The organism is Microbacterium resistens NBRC 103078, from assembly GCF_001552355.1.
Classification (GTDB): domain Bacteria; phylum Actinomycetota; class Actinomycetes; order Actinomycetales; family Microbacteriaceae; genus Microbacterium; species Microbacterium resistens.
In genome coordinates this window covers 23,660-39,653 of sequence record NZ_BCRA01000029.1, presented here as the reverse complement: position 1 = coordinate 39,653, position 15,994 = coordinate 23,660, and the positions used below count along the sequence as shown (strand labels likewise).

Annotated in this window: 17 protein-coding genes; 12 read left to right on the top strand and 5 right to left on the bottom strand. The window is 70.5% G+C overall.

Features of this window, described 5'->3' with window-relative positions; translation table 11 throughout:
* The first annotated feature begins 11 nt into the window (after window positions 1-11).
* The 11 genes from MR1_RS06310 (at window position 12) to MR1_RS06260 (ending at window position 9,090) form a co-directional block, all read left to right on the top strand.
* On the top strand, window positions 12-782 hold the full coding sequence (locus MR1_RS06310; RefSeq protein WP_067244085.1) for an ABC transporter ATP-binding protein: 771 nt from the start codon (window positions 12-14) through the stop codon (window positions 780-782).
* On the top strand, window positions 779-1,615 hold the full coding sequence (locus MR1_RS06305; RefSeq protein ID WP_084344412.1) for an ABC transporter permease: 837 nt from the start codon (window positions 779-781) through the stop codon (window positions 1,613-1,615). Before MR1_RS06310 ends, MR1_RS06305 begins: the two co-directional genes overlap by 4 nt.
* Window positions 1,585-2,670, top strand: coding sequence for an Ldh family oxidoreductase (locus MR1_RS06300; protein WP_067244083.1), 1,086 nt, complete (start codon window positions 1,585-1,587; stop codon window positions 2,668-2,670). The genes MR1_RS06305 and MR1_RS06300 overlap by 31 nt, the downstream gene beginning before the upstream one ends.
* Complete coding sequence (locus tag MR1_RS06295) at window positions 2,667-3,395, top strand: SDR family NAD(P)-dependent oxidoreductase (RefSeq protein WP_067244080.1); 729 nt, start codon at window positions 2,667-2,669, stop codon at window positions 3,393-3,395. Before MR1_RS06300 ends, MR1_RS06295 begins: the two co-directional genes overlap by 4 nt.
* Window positions 3,388-4,995: an FAD-dependent monooxygenase gene (locus MR1_RS06290; protein WP_067244078.1), complete on the top strand. Its 1,608-nt coding sequence runs from the start codon at window positions 3,388-3,390 to the stop codon at window positions 4,993-4,995. The genes MR1_RS06295 and MR1_RS06290 overlap by 8 nt, the downstream gene beginning before the upstream one ends.
* Window positions 4,996-5,000: 5 nt before the next feature.
* Entirely contained in the window at window positions 5,001-5,375 is a 375-nt protein-coding gene (locus MR1_RS06285) for a hypothetical protein (RefSeq protein ID WP_217996191.1), read from the top strand.
* Entirely contained in the window at window positions 5,362-5,907 is a 546-nt protein-coding gene (locus MR1_RS06280) for a cupin domain-containing protein (protein WP_084344411.1), read from the top strand. Before MR1_RS06285 ends, MR1_RS06280 begins: the two co-directional genes overlap by 14 nt.
* A 24-nt stretch (window positions 5,908-5,931) precedes the next feature.
* Complete coding sequence (locus MR1_RS06275; protein ID WP_067244076.1) at window positions 5,932-6,339, top strand: RidA family protein; 408 nt, start codon at window positions 5,932-5,934, stop codon at window positions 6,337-6,339.
* Window positions 6,339-7,196 carry a fumarylacetoacetate hydrolase family protein gene (locus tag MR1_RS06270; RefSeq protein ID WP_067244074.1) on the top strand — a complete coding sequence of 286 codons (858 nt, stop codon included), beginning with the start codon at window positions 6,339-6,341 and terminating at the stop codon, window positions 7,194-7,196. The genes MR1_RS06275 and MR1_RS06270 overlap by 1 nt, the downstream gene beginning before the upstream one ends.
* A 41-nt stretch (window positions 7,197-7,237) precedes the next feature.
* A complete protein-coding gene (locus MR1_RS06265) occupies window positions 7,238-7,945 on the top strand; it encodes a GntR family transcriptional regulator (RefSeq protein WP_067244072.1) in 708 nt (235 codons plus the stop codon).
* 164 nt (window positions 7,946-8,109) lie between these two features.
* Entirely contained in the window at window positions 8,110-9,090 is a 981-nt protein-coding gene (locus MR1_RS06260; RefSeq protein WP_067244070.1) for a polysaccharide deacetylase family protein, read from the top strand.
* A 62-nt stretch (window positions 9,091-9,152) separates the two neighbouring features.
* Here MR1_RS06260 and MR1_RS06255 read toward each other — a convergent pair whose 3' ends face one another.
* Window positions 9,153-10,565, bottom strand: coding sequence for a purine-cytosine permease family protein (locus MR1_RS06255; RefSeq protein WP_169797656.1), 1,413 nt, complete (start codon window positions 10,563-10,565; stop codon window positions 9,153-9,155).
* A gap of 186 nt (window positions 10,566-10,751) precedes the next feature.
* Here MR1_RS06255 and MR1_RS06250 point away from each other — a divergent pair, with 186 nt between their 5' ends.
* The gene (locus MR1_RS06250) at window positions 10,752-11,771 is read left to right on the top strand and encodes an asparaginase domain-containing protein (protein WP_067244065.1); all 1,020 of its coding nucleotides are present in this window, start codon (window positions 10,752-10,754) and stop codon (window positions 11,769-11,771) included.
* Between the two features lie 21 nt (window positions 11,772-11,792).
* On the opposite strand, the gene MR1_RS06245 is transcribed toward MR1_RS06250, so the two are convergent.
* The 4 genes from MR1_RS06245 to melA all read right to left on the bottom strand — a co-directional run bounded on the left by MR1_RS06245 (window position 11,793) and on the right by melA (window position 15,882).
* Window positions 11,793-12,494, bottom strand: a complete 702-nt coding sequence (locus MR1_RS06245) for a FadR/GntR family transcriptional regulator (RefSeq protein ID WP_067244062.1) — start codon at window positions 12,492-12,494, stop codon at window positions 11,793-11,795.
* A gap of 26 nt (window positions 12,495-12,520) precedes the next feature.
* Window positions 12,521-13,603: an amidohydrolase family protein gene (locus tag MR1_RS06240; protein ID WP_067244060.1), complete on the bottom strand. Its 1,083-nt coding sequence runs from the start codon at window positions 13,601-13,603 to the stop codon at window positions 12,521-12,523.
* A gap of 4 nt (window positions 13,604-13,607) precedes the next feature.
* A complete protein-coding gene (locus tag MR1_RS06235) occupies window positions 13,608-14,477 on the bottom strand; it encodes an endo alpha-1,4 polygalactosaminidase (RefSeq protein ID WP_233460091.1) in 870 nt (289 codons plus the stop codon).
* A gap of 82 nt (window positions 14,478-14,559) precedes the next feature.
* A complete protein-coding gene (gene melA / locus MR1_RS06230) occupies window positions 14,560-15,882 on the bottom strand; it encodes an alpha-glucosidase/alpha-galactosidase (RefSeq protein WP_067244058.1) in 1,323 nt (440 codons plus the stop codon).
* Window positions 15,883-15,994 lie beyond the last annotated feature (112 nt).

Here is a 15,994-nt window from a genome sequence, read left to right as displayed (position 1 = left end):
GGAGGATCGTGATGATCGACATCGAAGCCGTCGACCAGGAGTTCGTGACGCCGCGGGGCCGCATCCACGCCCTGTCGGACGTGAACGTGACCATCGACGAGAACGAGTTCGTGACGCTCGTGGGGCGCAGCGGGTGCGGCAAGTCGACCCTGCTGCGGATCATCGCCGGACTGCAGAAGCCGACCGGCGGCGTGGTCCGCATCGCGGGCGACCCGGTGCTCGCCCCGCGCCGGGAGGTGGCGATGATGTTCCAGCGGCCGGCCCTGCTGCCCTGGCGCACCGTGATGCAGAACATCATGCTCCCCGCGGAGGTGCTCGGCCTGGACCGGAAGCGCGCGAAGGCCCGGGCCCACGAGCTGCTCGCCCTCACCGGCCTCGACCCCTTCGCGGGGAAGCTGCCGCACGAGCTCTCCGGCGGCATGCAGCAGCGCGTGTCGCTGTGCCGGTCGCTGGTGCAGGAGCCGTCGATCCTCCTGATGGACGAGCCGTTCTCGGCCCTGGACGCCCTCACGCGCGAGGAGCTGTCGGTCGAGCTGCAGCGCATCGTCATGGAGCAGAACACGACCATCGTGTTCGTCACGCACTCCATCGAGGAGGCGGTGCTCCTCGCCGACCGCGTGGTCGTGATGAGGCCGCGCCCCGGCCGGATCCGCGAGATCGTCCCCGTGCCGATCCCCCGTCCCCGCTCCCTGGGCGGTTCGGCGCACGCCGACGAGGTCACCCGGGTGAGCGGACGACTGCACGATCTCCTGCACGAGACGCACGAGGAGGTCCCGGCATGACCACCCCGACCCTGCTGAACAAGGCGATCACCGGATCGGTGGACACCGGCCTGCGCCGGGCGCGCCGCACGACCACCCTGCGCGCCGTCCTGCTGCCGCTCGCCGGCCTGCTGCTCGTCGTGCTCGTCTGGTGGCTGTCCGTCGTCGGGTTCCGGATCGACAGGTTCCTGCTGCCGTCGCCCGCCGACGTGTGGAACGCGTTCATGGCGAACCCCGGCTTCCTGCTGACGCAGACCTGGGTGACCTTCGTCGAGACGGTTCAGGGCTTCCTGCTCGCCATCGTGATCGGCGTGCCGATCGCCATGGTCATCGCCTCGTCCAAGCTCATCGAGCAGATGATCTACCCGCTGCTGCTGGCGATCAACGCGGCGCCGAAGGTCGCCATCGCGCCGCTGCTGGTCGTGTGGATGGGCTTCGGCCAGGCGCCGAAGGTCGTGATGGTGGTCCTGCTGTGCTTCTTCCCGATCGTCCTGTCCACCACCGCCGGCCTGCGCTCCACGCCGAGCGAGTTCATCGAGCTGGCCAAGTCGCTCAACGCCAAGCCGCTGCAGACGTTCGTGAAGTTCCGCGCGCCGTTCGCGCTGGAGCAGATCTTCGTCGGCCTGAAGACCGCGATCTCGCTCGCCGTGATCGGCGCGGTCATCGCCGAGTTCGTCGGCGCCAGCGAGGGCCTGGGCTACCTGATCGTGCAGTCCGGCTCGAACGCGAACACGGCGCTGGCCTTCGTCGCGATCGTGCTGCTCGCGCTGATGAGCATCGTCCTCTTCTACGTCCTGGTCTTCATCGAGCGTCTGCTCATCCCGTGGGCCGAGAGTCAGCGGGCCGCGTCGTGAGCGCCGGTCTCGTCTTCGCCCCGGAGGACCTCATCGCACGGGCGACGCGGATGCTGGTCGCGGCGGGCGCCGACGAACGCTCGGCGCACCTCGTCGCCGACGGCCTCGTCGAGGCGGATGCACGCGGTCTGCCGTCGCACGGGCTCCTGCTGCTGCCGATGTATCTCGACCGGATCCGCTCCGGTTCGGTGGACCCCGCCGCCCGCAATCGCATCCTGGCCGACCTCGGCGCGCTGCTCACGGTCGACGCCGGGAACGGTCTCGGCCAGGCGAGCGCGCAGGACGCCATGGATCTCGCGATCGCACGGGCGCGCGAACACGGCATCGCCGCGGTCGCGTGCCGCAACGCCTTCCACTTCGGCGGCGCCTATCGATACGCCGCGATGGCCGCGGACGCCGGGATGATCGGCGTCGCCGCGGCCAACACCCGCCCGCTCATGCCCGCGCCCGGCGGCGCCCGGGCCGTGGTGGGGAACAACCCGATCGCCGTCGCCGTGCCGCGCACGGACCGGGATCCGATCGTCGTCGATCTGGCTCTCTCCGAGGCCGCCATGGGCAAGATCCGCCTGGCCGCGTCGGAGGGACGACCGATCCCCGACACCTGGGCGACGGATGCCGAGGGCCGGCCGACCACGGACCCGGCCGCCGCGATCGCCGGGTTCCTGCTCCCGGCCGGCGGCGCGAAGGGTTTCGCCCTGGCACTGATCGTCGACGTCCTCACCGGCGTGCTGTCCGGCGGCGGCTTCGGCGCGGGCGTGCGGGGCCTGTACGCGGACGCGACGATGCCGTACAACTCCAGCACGTTCTTCCTCGCCCTCGACGCCAGCACGCTCGACCCGGGATTCGCCGATCGGGCCGCGGAGCTCGCCGCCCAGGTGCAGGCGGCTCCGATGACGTCCTCGGAGACGGCGGCGCGGATCCCCGGCGAGCGCAGCGCGCAGAACCGCCGCCGTTCGATGCGCGAGGGCATCCGTCTCCCCGGCAGCGTCGTGGAGCAGATCGAACAGTGGGAACAGCAGCTCGGGCTGCGCGGACGAGAAGAGGTCACGAGATGAGAACGCAGTTCGACGCCACCGGCGAGGTGCTGGTCGTCACCGGCGGCACGAGCGGCATCGGCCTGGCGGTGGCCACCGCCTACGCCCGGGCGGGCGGGTCCGCGCACGTGTTCGGCACACGAGCGGACCCGGAGCTGCCCGACGGCGTCACGGGGCACCGGGTCGACGTCGCCGACCGCGAGGAGGTCTTCGCCGCGGTCGGACGGATCGTCGCGCAGGAGGGCCGCATCGACGGCCTGGTGGCCGGCGCGGCGGTGCAGCCGCGCACTCCCGTCGCCGAGACGGACCCGGCGGAATGGCAGCGCACGCTCGACGTGAACCTCACCGGCGTCGTCTGGGCGACACAGGCGGTCCTGCCCACGATGATGGCGGCCCGCCGGGGCACGATCCTCGCGTTCTCGTCCGGGCTCGCCAACGTCGGCCACGCGAACGCCTCCGCGTACGCCGCCACCAAGGGCGCGCTCGTCCCGTGGATCAAGTCGCTCGCGGCGGAGGTGGCCGAGTACCGCATCCGTGCGAACGTCGTGTTCCCCGGCGTGATCGACACGCCCCAGTTCCGGAAGGCGAATCCCGCCGGCGGCGAGCTGGAGCATTGGAAGACCTCGACCGGCGTGGGGTCCGCCGAGGACGTCGTCGGCCCCCTGATGTTCCTGCTCAGCGACGCGGCGAGCATGAGCGGATCCGTCCTCACCCGGGATCGCGCCTTCGGAGTCGAGGATGACTGAGCGCAACACCGCGGACAAGCCCGTCATCATCTCCGGCGGCGGACCCATCGGGCTCGTCACGGCGCTGGGGCTCGCGCACCACGGCGTCCCCTTCCTCGTGCTGGAGGAGGACTCCGAGCTGTCCCTCGACACGAAGGCCGGCACGATCCTCACCCGCACCCTCGAGGTGCTCGACCGGTACGGCGTCGTCGAGCCGGTGCTGCGCGCCTCGGTGCGCATCGACGAGATCGGCGAGACGGATCGCTCGTCCAACGTGTCGCAGCAGTCGATCCTGACCTCGTACCTCGCCGACGAGACCCGATTCCCCTTCGTGGTGAACATCCCGCAGCACCACCTCGAACCGGTGCTGCGCGACGCGCTCGCGGCGCTCGCCCCGGGCGCGCTCCGGATGAACCACCGCCTCACCGGGTTCACGCAGACCGACGACGGCGTCACCGTGCACGTGCAGACGCCCGACGGCCCGCAGACGTTCGAGGGCGCGTTCCTGCTCGGCTGCGACGGCGGCCGCTCGCTGGTGCGGGAGCTGCTCGGCGCGCGCGTGGACGGGAAAACCCTCGAGGAGCGCTACATGCTCATCGACCTCGAGGCCGACCTCGACATCGCCTCGCCGCGCGACTACCCCTACCTGTCGTACTTCGGCGACAGCGCGGAGTGGATGATCCTGGTGCGGCAGCCGCACTGCTGGCGGTTCCTCTTCCCCCTCAAGCCGGGCGCGCAGGAGCCGTCGGCCGAGGAGCTGCAGCAGAAGGTGCACCGCTTCATCGGCGACGTCGACACGACCGTGATCGGCACCAACATCTACAGCGTGCACCACCGGGTCGCCTCGCAGTGGCAGGACGGGCGCGTCTTCCTGATGGGCGACGCGGCGCACCTGATCACCCCGATGTGGGCGCTGGGCCTGAACACCGGCGTGCTCGACGCGTCGAACCTCCCCTGGCGACTCGCCTGGGTGACGCGCGGCTGGGCGGATCCGGGTCTGCTGGAGGGGTACGCCTCCGAGCAGGCGCCGATCGCACGGGACGGATCCGGAGAGCTCGCGGAGGCCGCCCGCAGGCGCATGGCCCGCGCCGAGGGCGCCGACGACGTCATCTCCTCCGGGAACGGGTGGGCGGCGGCGATGACCCGCACCCTGCTGGGCGTCACCCTCGACGTCGACGGCTCGGGGCGCGGCGGCATCATCCGGACCGGCGAGCGCGCGCAGCCCGTGCGGCTCGGCTCCCGCGTGCCGGACCTGCCCCTGTTCGGCGAGAGCGCGCGGCACCATCTGCACGAGCTGTGTCGCGACGCGTTCCTCGCGCTCTACTTCACCGACGCCCGTCGCCGCCCGCTCATCCCGGTCGACGACGACACCCCCGGGCTGAGCCACTTCGTCGTGAGCCGCTGGGACGCCCCCGAGAACACCGGGCTGCGCCCGTACGCGCTCTTCGACCCGGGCGATGCCGTGGCCCGCCGATTCGGCGTGCCGGACGACACGCTCGTGCTCGTCCGCCCCGACGGCCACGTCGCGGCCATCGAGCCGTGGGACCCCCGTGACCCGCTGCGCAGCCGCGCTGCCATCGACGCGTACCGCGCGATCGTACGACCCTCGCAGAAGGAGTAGGAATCTTGGCCAAAGGCGACATCATCACCCTGCCGGACGGAGGCGAGGTCATCCTCGGCGACGTCGGGCAGGAGGTCATCCTGGAGAACGAGCACACCCGGGTGTGGCACATCAGCCTGGAGCCGGGCGAGTCACAGCCCTGGCACCTGCACCACAACCCGTATCTCGTCATCGCGATCGAGGCGGCGGACAACCGCATCACGTACCTCGACGGCACCTCCCGCGACGTGCACGAGTTCGTGGGGCGCACCATAGAGATGCTGCCCAGCCCCGTGCACATGCTGACCAACGTCGGCCGCACCCGCTACGTGAGCCGGCTGATCGAGTTCAAGGACCAGGGCGAGAACCTGCCGGGAGGGTGGCGTGATGGAGCCGCGTGAGCAGGAACAGCTGATCCCCCGTCCGCCGCGCCCAGACGGGGTGGACGCGGAGGAATGGGCGAGCAACCTCTCCGACCCCGCCCGCTACGGAGGCATCGCCGCCGACGGCTCCCGCGAGGAGGCCGTCGCCGGCGACGGCGAGAGCGAGGCGATGTACCGGTTCCGCGAGATCCTCGTGCAGTCGAAGGACCACGAATGGCTCGACAAGACCCTCGACGGGCTGTCGCACAAGCCGCTGTGGCGCGACGAGGAGACCGGCGCGTCCATCGCGCTGGTGCGGTTCCGAGCCGGTTCCGGCATCCCGCTGCGTCACTCGCACGCCTCGAACCAGTTCATGTTCTGCCTGTCCGGTCGGTATCGCTACGTGCCCACGGGGCTCGTCCTCGAGGAGGGCTCCTTCTACTGGAACCCGAAGGGGTGCCTGCACGGTCCGACCCACGCCGAGGAGGACACCGTCCTGCTCGAGGTGTACGACGGCCCCCACTACCCGACGCAGCCCGAGTGGTACACGAGCGCTGCCGACACCCTCTGACCCACCCCACCGAAGGAGAGACCCATGCCCAAGACCCAGATCACCTCGGATCTTCTCGCCGTGCCGAACGGCCACTTCGCCCAGGCGACCCAGGCGCGCCTCGACGGCCGGATGGTCTTCATCTCGGGGATGACGGCCCGCAACGCCCAGGGCGGCGTCACCGGCGTCGGCGACGTGAGCGCCCAGACCCACCAGGTGTGCCAGAACCTGCAGGCGGCGGTCGAGGCGGCCGGCGGCACGCTGGACGACATCGCCCGAGTCGACGTCTACGTGCGCAACATGGAGGACTTTGCGGCGATCCACGAGGTGCGCCAGCAGTACTTCACCGGCGTCGCCCCGGCGTCGACGATGGTCGAGGTGTCGAAGTTCGTCAACAAGGACTACCTGATCGAGATCAACGCCATCGCCGTGATCCACGACGGGGAGAGCTGATGCGGTACTGCGCGATCCGCCACAACGACGGCTGGCGGGTGGGCGTGCTGTCCGGCTCCGGGGAGACCGTGCACGTCCACCCGGCCTCGGCCGGCCTCGTCTACGATGTGATCACCGCGGGCGGGCTGGACCCGGCGTCCCGCCCCGTCGCCGAGGTGCCCCTCGCCGAGGCCGTGCTCGGCGCGCCGATCCAGCGCTGGCGACGCAACGTCCTCTGCGTCGGCTGGAACTACTGGGACCACTTCGAGGAGTCGAGGGGCAAGCGCGAGGGGCAGGATCCCGACGGGCGTCCCGAGCATCCGACGTTCTTCACGAAGTCGCCGCGCACGGTGATCGCACCCGCCGAGGACATCGAGTGCGACTTCGCGCTGAGCGACCAGTGGGACTACGAGGCCGAGATCGCGATCGTGATCGGCACCGCGGGCAAGGACATCCCCCGCGCGGACGCCATGGACCACGTCTTCGGGTACACCCTGGCCAACGACGTCTCGGTGCGGGACGTGCAGCGCGCGCACGGCGGGCAGTGGTTCAAGGGCAAGAGCATCGACCGCACCATGCCGCTCGGTCCGTGGATCACGACCCGGGACGAGATCGACGATCTCGACCGGGTGCGGATCGAGTGCGAGCTGAACGGCGAGGTGATGCAGGACGCGGTGGTCGGCCAGATGGCGTTCGACATCCCGCAGCTCATCGAGGAGCTCAGCCGCGGCATGACGCTCGACGCCGGCGACGTGATCCTCACCGGCACCCCCAGCGGCATCGGCAACGCGCGCGAGCCGAAGGTGTTCCTCCGCCCCGGAGACACGCTCGTCACGCGGGCCACGGGGCTGGGCGCGCTGACGAACCGCATACGCTAGGGGCGATCATGTTGCGTGGAACGGGAGGAGCTCGCGCCCGGATGGACAGGTACCGTACGGCGCCGCCGCGATCGAGCGTCGACTTCGTCGCGACCGAGCTCTACATGCGCATCCTCGAGGGCGCGTACCCGCCCGGCTCCTTCATCCGCCTCAACGAGGTGGCGACCGACCTCGGGGTCTCGATGATGCCGGTCCGCGAAGCGATCCGCGAGCTGGCCGCGCTCGGCATCGTGGAGATGCTCCCCAATCGCGGCGCGCAGGTGCGGGAGCTCAGCATCGACGACCTGGTCGAGACGTATCGGAGCCGGCTGTACCTGGAGACGCTCGCGCTCCGGCTGGGCGCCCCGAACTTCACCGCCGAGGACGCGGCGGCCGCCCTCGCGGCGAACGAGGAGCGCAGGGCCGCGGTCGCGAAGGAGGACGCCTACGCCATGATCAGCGCGCACGAGCGTTTCCACTTCCTCCTCTACGAGACCTGCCAGAACTCCTGGCTGGTGCGGGCGCTGGTGCCCGGCTGGCGGAACACCGCCCGGTACCGCGACATCTCCTTCGCCAGCTCGCCGATCCGCCGCGAGCACGACGAGCAGCACGCGCAGATGGTCGAGGCGATGTCGGATCACGACGGCGACAGGGCGGTGGCGATCCTCCACGCGCACCTCACCAGTGCGGCCGAGGAGGTCGCGCAGGAGATCGCCGGCATCTCGGTGCTGGATCGTCTGCCGCCGGTGGACGAGCTGCTCTGCCGGTAGCCCCGCGCGGTGCCCTGCCGCCTCGCACGTTCGGCGCGCTTGTGCGGGTACGGAGGCGTCGATACAGTGAAAGCTGTCTAGCAGATTGACAGATGTGCCGCGGGCGCGCGTCGGTTTCGGACGCAGGGACGACGCCGCCCGGCCGAACAGGGAGGAGATCCTGCATGCCCGATCCGCAGCAGGTCGCGAAGAACCACTGGTACCGCAACGACGACATCCCCGGGGTGCCCGGCCCCGACCGCGAGATCCTCGGGTACGGCGAGAAGCCCCCGGTGATCCGCTGGGAGGGCGGCGCGAAGGTGGCGATCAACATCGTCATCAACTACGAAGAGGGCTCGGAGCTGACGTTCGCGATGGGCGACGGCCGCAACGACGGGATGTACGAGCTGCCGTTCGACGTCGAGGGCCAGCGCGACCTCGCCAAGGAGTCGATGTACGAGTACGGCTCCCGCGCGGGGATCTGGCGGCTCTTCCGCATCTTCGACCGCCACGAGATCCCGATCACGGTCTTCGGCGCCGCCGTGGCCCTTGAGCGCAACCCCCGGGTGGCCGAGAAGATCCTGGCGCGCGGAGACGAGCTCGTCGGCCACGGCTACCGCTGGATCGATCACTACGAGTACTCCCGCGAGGAGGAGAAGGAGATCATCGGCCTCGCGATGGACTCCTTCGCTCGCATGGGCCTGACCCCGCAGGGCTGGTACTGCCGCGAGATGTCGGTGAACACCCGGGAGCTCCTCGTCGAGGACGGCCGGTTCCTCTACGACTCCGACTACTACGGCGACGACCTGCCCTATTGGACCTTCGTCGGGGAGAGGTCGCACCTCGTCGTGCCGTACTCCCTCGCCGTCAACGATTGCCGGTACATCATGGGGACCGGATTCGGATCCCCCTCGGACTTCGTCGACGTCGCCCGGCGCACCGTGCTGCAGCTGCTCGACGACGGCGACGACTGCGGACGCATGATGTCGATCGGCCTGCACCCGCGGATCACGGGCAACCCCGCCCGCGCGCACGGCCTGGCGGAGTTCATCGCCTGGGCGAAGGAACAGGAGGGCGTCACGTTCCTGCGCCGGATCGACATCGCGGAGCAGTTCATGGACCAGGTGCCCCGGCCCGCCACCGCCGCGGACCGCGTCAACGGCTGAGCCGGCCCGGACGCGTCGATCCCCCGTGCCGTCGCGGCACGGGGGATCGATGCGGTTCCGGGTCAGCGCATCCCGGCGTCCGCGGACTCCACGATCCGCTGCTCGGGCCGCCCCGCCATCACCTTCGAGAGCACGAGGTGCAGCGCGAACGTGATGATGAGCGCGCCGAGCCCGGCGGGGAAGTCCCCGGGAAGCGGCATCCAGTACTGGAAGACGATGCCGAGCACGGCTCCGATGAGGAACGAGATGATCCCGGGAAGACGCACGGCCGGCAGCTCGTCCACGTTCGCGGACGTGTACTCGCGGCGACGGACCACGAAGAAGTCCGCCAGGATCGGGCCCGCGAGCGGGACGAACGCGGCGCCGAGGACCGTGATGAAATCGGCGAAGAAGAACGAGTAGAACCCGAACGCGCCGAGGATGCTGCCGATGATCCCGACGGTGATGACGATCTTCGGCCGGGCGATCCGGATGCCCATCGCGTTGGCCGCGGGACCGACGTACAGGGCGTTGCAGTACAGCTCGGACATGTTCGTCGTCCAGAGGGCGACGACCCACAGGATGACGCCGAGGATCGCGAAGAAGACGCCCTTGGTCACCATCCACGAGATGAAGTTCGCGTCTCCGGTCGCGATGCTGCCGGTGTAGCCGATGAAGTTCAGCAGGGGGTTGGTGAGGATGAAGCACGCCCCGGCCCCGATGAACACGTGTGCTGCCGTCTTGGCGAACCGGAAGATGTCGACACCCATGATGACCCCGGCGATCCAGGCGCCGATGATCACCGTGATCCCGGTCCCGATGGAGGTCCCGGAGCGGTTCGCGCCCTCGGCGAGGACGTTGCCGAACCCGCCGAACTCGGAGATCATCATGACCGCCGCGACGATCGCGACGATGAGGACGAAGGGCGCGGCGGGCGCGGAGATCCGCTCCAGGGCGACGATCCCCTTCCACGCCGACCAGGTGAAGATCGCGCCCCAGATCAGCGAGAAGATCACGAACTCCAGGCTGAGGCCGTTGAAGATGGTGATCCCGGTGAAGCTGCCGAACGCCGCGTTGAAGATGTCGCCGACCATGCCGACGATGGAGGCGAACCAGCCGAGGGTGAGCAGCCCCATGACGAGCATGGGCAGGATCATCCCCTTCCGGCCGTACGAGAAGCGGGAGATGAGCGACAGGTTGAGCCCCGTCTTCATCGCGGCGAACCCCAGGGCGAAGGTCAGCAGCAGCAGCACGCCCTGACCCAGCACGATGGTGAGCACGGCGTCGCCGAACGGCATGCCTCCGCCCTCGGCGGTGCCTGCGAGCTGGCCGCCGACGATGAGGCCGGTGGGCACATAGCCGAAACCGACCCAGATGACGAACTGGGACCACCAGGAGCGGCGCGCCTTCTGCGGCACCCGCTCGAGCATGAACTCTTCGTTGGTCTCGTCGACCGCGGGCCTCGTCTGCACGCCGGGTTCCGTTGCGGCACTCATGAGCGCGTTTCCTCTCCATCGGGGGAACTGGACACGTCGAGCGACCGGGGATCGCGAGGCGGGAAGGGAGGTAGGGTGCTCTCGACGCATCTGCGATCCGGGTCGTTCGTGGCCCAGGCTAGCGATTCTGAGCAAACCTGTCTAGCAGATTGACAACCTGACATCATTTCGAGGAGGACCTTGGCCGTGGCCGCGAACCGGACGCCGACCATCGAGGACGAGCTGCTCGTCGTGTACACCGGGGGAACGTTCGGGATGCGCGACGAGGGGCACGGGCTGGAGGCGGCCGCGGACCGGGAGTCCACGCTCGCCGCCCTCGTCCGCGCGGCGGACCCCTCCGCCCGGCCGTGGCGGTACCTGCCGATCCCGCGGATCATAGACAGCGCGGACGCCGACCTCACCCACGCCCTCTCCATCGCGGCGACGATCCGCGACCATGTGACGCGCGCTCGCGGGGTCCTCGTCGTGCACGGCACGGACACCCTCGCCTACACGGCCGCCGTCGCCGCGTTCGCGCTGGCCGACGTCCCGATCCCCATCGTCTTCACCGGCGCGCAGCGACCGGTCGACGAGCCGGGCTCCGACGCCCCCGCGAACTTCGCCCTCGCCTACCGGCACGCCGACGACGGCGCGCCGGGGGTGCGGATCGCGTTCGGCGGATCCCTGCTCCCCGCCGTCCGCGCCGTGAAGCGCTCCGCCGACGAGGACGAGGCCTTCGCAGCCTTCCGTCCGCTCGCCGCCGATGCCGCGGGAACCGCCGTGCTGCGCTCGCGACTGGCGGCGCTGGATCCGCGGCAGCGCGGCGGGCGCCCGCTGCCGGCCGTCGGGCTCCTCCGGGTGTTCCCCGGACTGGATGCCCGCCTGGTCCGCGCCGCGACCGACCTCTACCCCGACGGCCTGATCCTGGAGTGCTACGGCGCCGGAACGGCGCCGACGAGCGACACCGCGCTGCGGCAGACGATCGAGGACGCCACGCGCGCCGGGACGCCGGTCGTCGCGATCACCCAGTGCCAGACCGGGACCGTGCAGCTCCGGCGATACGCGGTCGGCGCGGCGCTGCACCGAGCGGGCGCGTGGGACGGATACGACCTGACCGCCGACGCCGCCCTCGCGAAGCTCGGGGTCCTCACCGCGCTCGGGCTGGACGCCGACGAGCGGCGGGCGCTCTTCGCGATCAACCTCGTGGGCGAGCAGAGTACCGACTGATGCCGGACGGCGGCGGGGCGCTCAGCCCTCGTCGATCATCGGGCGGACGACGGCCTCCACGTAGTCCAGGTGCTCCTGCATGGCGCGGGCGGCACCGTCGGCATCGCCTCGGATGATCGCCTCGGCGATGCCGCGGTGCTCGCGGTTCGAGGGCTCGCGGCGGTGGGCGACGAGGTTGATGATCTCGGACTGCTGCGACAGCGCCTCGCGCGTGTCGGCCACGACGGAGGAGAACACGGCGTTGCCGGAGGCGGCGGCGATGCTGGCGTGGAAGAGCGAGTCGAGCCGGACCCACTCGCGCGCCTGCCGCTCCTCCTCCATCCGGGTGCAGATGTCGAGCAGAGCCGCCGCCTGCTCGTCGCTGCGGCGGAGGGCGGCCAGCCGGGCCGCGGGCACCTCGATCGCCGGGCGCGACTCGACGAGGTCGCGGGTCGAGTACTCGCCGAACCGCTGCGAGGGCCGCGGCGTCTCCGAGATCACGTACGTGCCGCTGCCGGTCCGGGTCTGGGTGAGCCCGAGCGCCTGGGCCGAGCGCAGCGCCTCCCGGACGACCGGTCTGCTCACACCGTAGTGGCGCGCGAGGTCCTGTTCCGAGGGGAGCCGGGCCCCGACCTCGAGGCTCTTGCTGCGGATGCCTTCTCTGAGATCGTCGAGAATCGACTCGGCAGCGCTGGAGCGGGGCAGTTCCCGATGTGACGCGAACCACCCCTGTTGAGTGACCATCGCTCCACTATGTCACCACCGGCTCGCTAGAGGCCGAGGATCCTCTTCGCGTTCCCGGAGTAGAGGGCGGGGAGCAGGCGCCGCGGCACGTTCGCGGCCGAGATCGTCCACCGCCCCTGCGGCGGCACGGGGGACCCCGCGGCGTAGTCGAAGCCCTCGTCGTCGGTCTCGAGGAAGCGGAAGTGCGTGAGCAGGTCCTCCCGATCGAGCGGGAAGGCGTCCGTCCCGAACAGGACCCGATCCGGGTACCGCTCCACGAGGCGCAGGAAGCGGCGCGGCTGACGACCCAGCTCACCGAGGCGCCCGGCGATGTCGACCGCGAGGTTCTGGGCCGCGTCGAGGAGGCGCTCGACCCGGTCCAGGTCCTCGGCGACGCATCCCATGTGCGCGCCGATGTAGCGGGTTCCCGGCGTGGCGAGCAGTAGCCGCTCCAGGGCGTCGATCAGCTCGTCGAAGGACGGGAAGCGCGACCGGTCCGCGAAGGACCACTGCGGTTGCTGTCCCAGCTCGTCGATCCGCTCGTTGAACCGGTCGAGGGGATCGAAGAACGCCTTCGGATCCGCGACGTGGATGAGCACCGGGAGCCCGAGCTCCCCCGCGACTCCGAGCACGTCGACGACCTCCGGCGCGTCGGGGCGCACCAGCGTTCCGTCCCGCCCGCGCACGGACAGGCCCAGGTTCTTCCACACCTTCACCCCGCGCGCGCCGCGGTCCGCCGACTCCCGGAGCTGACGCTGCAGCGCCGGGACTCCGCCGGGCTCCGCCAGCCGCTCCCAGTCCACGTGACAGAAGGTGAGGAAGCGGTCGGGGTGCGCTCTGTCGTACCGGTCGAGGTTGGCGTCCAGCTCCTCGTCCCATCGGCCGTCCAGGTTGACCATCGCGGCGATGTTCGTCTCGTCCATCAGGTCGAGCAGCGCGGGCACGTCCGGCGCGCACCAGTCGCCGGTCAGCCACCGGCCGAGGTGGTTGTGGACGTCGATGGCGGGCACCGCGGCCCGGGGGACGTGCGTGACGGGGAGCGAGACCTGCGCTCGCGGCGCCCACTCCGACAGGAGCAGACCCGGGCCGGTCTCGCCGGCGGCGTGCCCGCCGATGAGGGGATCGGGCATGGCGTCAGCAGCTCTCGTACACGTAGCCGGCCCCGCCCGCGGCGACGAGGTCGAGATCCCGGAGGATCGTCAGCGGCGCCCTGTCCTCTCGCGCGCACACCTCGGCGAAGGTCATGCCCGCCTCCTCCAGCGCCCCGGGATACTCGATCTGGAGGACGTGATCCCCGTACACGTCGGTGTACGCCGCGCATTCGTCCCAGACGCCGCATTCCTCGGTGACCGCGAAGTCGAAGCCGAGCTCCTCGTGCGCGAACGCCGTGATCTCCGCCGCGTTCTTCTGCGCGATCGCCATTCCGGCCCCGTGCGCGCGATCCACGTAAGCGGAGGCGAGCGCGTGCGCGCCGGCCTCGTCGATCTCGGCGAAGCGCGTCCATGTATCGAGGTTGTCGATCTCGACCGCGTCGAACCCGCTCTGGCCGCAGCCGTCGATGACCGGGCCGAGGATCGCCAGGATGCCGTCGCGCTGATCCTCCGTGCTCGGGTCGAGGATGTACTCGTCCGGCCAGTCCGGGTCGGTCACCAGCGTCCCCGCGGCGTCGTGCAGGAGCAGGTCCTCGTGCCCGAGCCAGAACTCCGCCTCCCCGGGCTGCGTCTGGAAGCCGTTCACGTAGCAGACGCTGTAGGCGCCGGCGAGCGGCGTCGCAGTGGCGTCCCGCACGACGACGTCGATGGCCACGGGCCCCGTCCCGGCGTCCACCTCGTCGTACGCGCCGCCGAGCTGATAGTCGAAGACGCCGCTCGTCGGCGGGAGGGCCACGGCGGCCGTCCCGGCCGACTCCCCCGTCGTCGACGAGGCCGCCGGGGTCGTGCCCGCGCACGCCGTCAGCACCGCCGCCGTCGCCAGCACCCCGGTCAGGGTCGTCGCCATGCTCATCGATCTCTCCTTCATGCGTGTCGTCGCTTCCCGGCTCCTGCTGTCCTCCGCCCCGGTCCTGCGGCGACCGGGGGCACCGCTCTCAGCGGGCTGCGACCCCGGCGCCGGCGCTCGCGCGCAGCGCCTCGGGCAGCAGGTCCCCATGGGCCTCGGTCAGTTCGTCGCACACCTGCCAGATCTGCTCCGGCGTGAGCGTCGACTGGGCGTTCGGGTCCATCAGGACGGCCTGGCGCACGAGGATCGGGTCTCCGGTCCGCGCGGCCTCGACGGCCAGCCGCCCCACCGAGATGTACGGCATGTTGACCGCGGCGAGCGGAGCGGGCAGGGACCCCATCGGCCGCGGGACCAGTCCGCCCGCCCCGACGGCCGCGGGCACCTCCACGACCGCGTCGGCCGGGAGATTGTCGATGAGGCCGCGGTTGGGCACGTTGACGTGCACCTCGCGCTCCGTGCCGGTGACGAGCGAGTGGATGATCTGCGGCGCATACTCGCTGGCCCCCTCGGGAAGATCCAGGTCGCGTCCGGCCGCCAGCGCGTCCCGGGTCGCCTCGAACTCGGCGACGTTCTCGCGGCTGATGTCGACGTACTCCAGCGGCTTCAGCCGGAACCGCTCGATCTGCTCGTCGGAGCGCAGGAACCAGGACAGATACTCCGACGAGTGCTCGCTCGTCTCCGTCGGGTACCGACCCAGTCGGCGGAACATCTCGACGCGGACACGACGGGCGAGCTCCTCATCGCCCTCGATGCGCTCGCGCAGGAGCGGGTAGAGATCCTGCCCGTCGCGCGTCCACTCCAGCAGCCACGCCTGGTGGTTGACGCCCGCGGCGCGGAAGCGCGTCTCCTCGAAGGGCACCCCGATGAGCTCGGCGAGGTCGTGAGCGGTCCAGAAGACGCTGTGGCACAGCCCGACCGCCTTGATGTCCGGGGCCACCACGGAGAGCCACCAGACGTTCATCGCCATCGGGTTCGTGTAGTTGAGCAGCCACGCGTCCGGGCAGACGGCGCGCATGTCCTCGGCGAGCGCGGTCAGCACCGGGAAGGTCCGGAGGGCGCGGAACACGCCGCCGATCCCGGTGGTGTCGCCGATGGTCTGGCGCAGACCGTGCCGCGCGGGGATCTCGAGGTCGGCGATCGTGGCCTCGATGCCGCCGACCTGGATCATGTTGATGACGAAGTCGGCGCCGTCGAGCGCGTCCCGCCTGTCCGGCGCGGCCACGATCTCCGCTCGGGCACCGAGCCGCTCGTTCACGTGCGACGCGGTGGCCTCCGCGACCGCGAGCCGGTCCGCGTCGATGTCGTGCAGCACCAGGCGGGCGTCGGACAGCTCCGGGTAGCGGAGGATGTCGGCCACGAGCTGACGAGTGAAGACGACGCTGCCTGCGCCGATGAAGACGATGTTGACCATGTCTTGATGATTGCCGACTGCGCGGATTCCGCGCAATAATTGCCGCACAGTTTGCTTGTTTCGCTCACTATGAGTGATCGAATATATCGCCCTGATGCTTCGGACAAGAACG

What these genes read in the sequence shown, in the direction of transcription:
- MR1_RS06310 (WP_067244085.1), top strand. Translation starts at nt 12, where the DNA reads ATGATCGACATCGAAGCCGTCGACCAGGAGTTCGTGACGCCGCGGGGC.
- MR1_RS06305 (WP_084344412.1), top strand. Translation starts at nt 779, where the DNA reads ATGACCACCCCGACCCTGCTGAACAAGGCGATCACCGGATCGGTGGAC.
- MR1_RS06295 (WP_067244080.1), top strand. Translation starts at nt 2,667, where the DNA reads ATGAGAACGCAGTTCGACGCCACCGGCGAGGTGCTGGTCGTCACCGGC.
- MR1_RS06290 (WP_067244078.1), top strand. Translation starts at nt 3,388, where the DNA reads ATGACTGAGCGCAACACCGCGGACAAGCCCGTCATCATCTCCGGCGGC.
- MR1_RS06280 (WP_084344411.1), top strand. Translation starts at nt 5,362, where the DNA reads ATGGAGCCGCGTGAGCAGGAACAGCTGATCCCCCGTCCGCCGCGCCCA.
- MR1_RS06275 (WP_067244076.1), top strand. Translation starts at nt 5,932, where the DNA reads ATGCCCAAGACCCAGATCACCTCGGATCTTCTCGCCGTGCCGAACGGC.
- MR1_RS06270 (WP_067244074.1), top strand. Translation starts at nt 6,339, where the DNA reads ATGCGGTACTGCGCGATCCGCCACAACGACGGCTGGCGGGTGGGCGTG.
- MR1_RS06265 (WP_067244072.1), top strand. Translation starts at nt 7,238, where the DNA reads ATGGACAGGTACCGTACGGCGCCGCCGCGATCGAGCGTCGACTTCGTC.
- MR1_RS06260 (WP_067244070.1), top strand. Translation starts at nt 8,110, where the DNA reads ATGCCCGATCCGCAGCAGGTCGCGAAGAACCACTGGTACCGCAACGAC.
- MR1_RS06255 (WP_169797656.1), bottom strand. Translation starts at nt 10,565, where the DNA reads ATGAGTGCCGCAACGGAACCCGGCGTGCAGACGAGGCCCGCGGTCGAC.
- MR1_RS06245 (WP_067244062.1), bottom strand. Translation starts at nt 12,494, where the DNA reads ATGGTCACTCAACAGGGGTGGTTCGCGTCACATCGGGAACTGCCCCGC.
- MR1_RS06240 (WP_067244060.1), bottom strand. Translation starts at nt 13,603, where the DNA reads ATGCCCGATCCCCTCATCGGCGGGCACGCCGCCGGCGAGACCGGCCCG.
- MR1_RS06235 (WP_233460091.1), bottom strand. Translation starts at nt 14,477, where the DNA reads ATGAGCATGGCGACGACCCTGACCGGGGTGCTGGCGACGGCGGCGGTG.
- melA (WP_067244058.1), bottom strand. Translation starts at nt 15,882, where the DNA reads ATGGTCAACATCGTCTTCATCGGCGCAGGCAGCGTCGTCTTCACTCGT.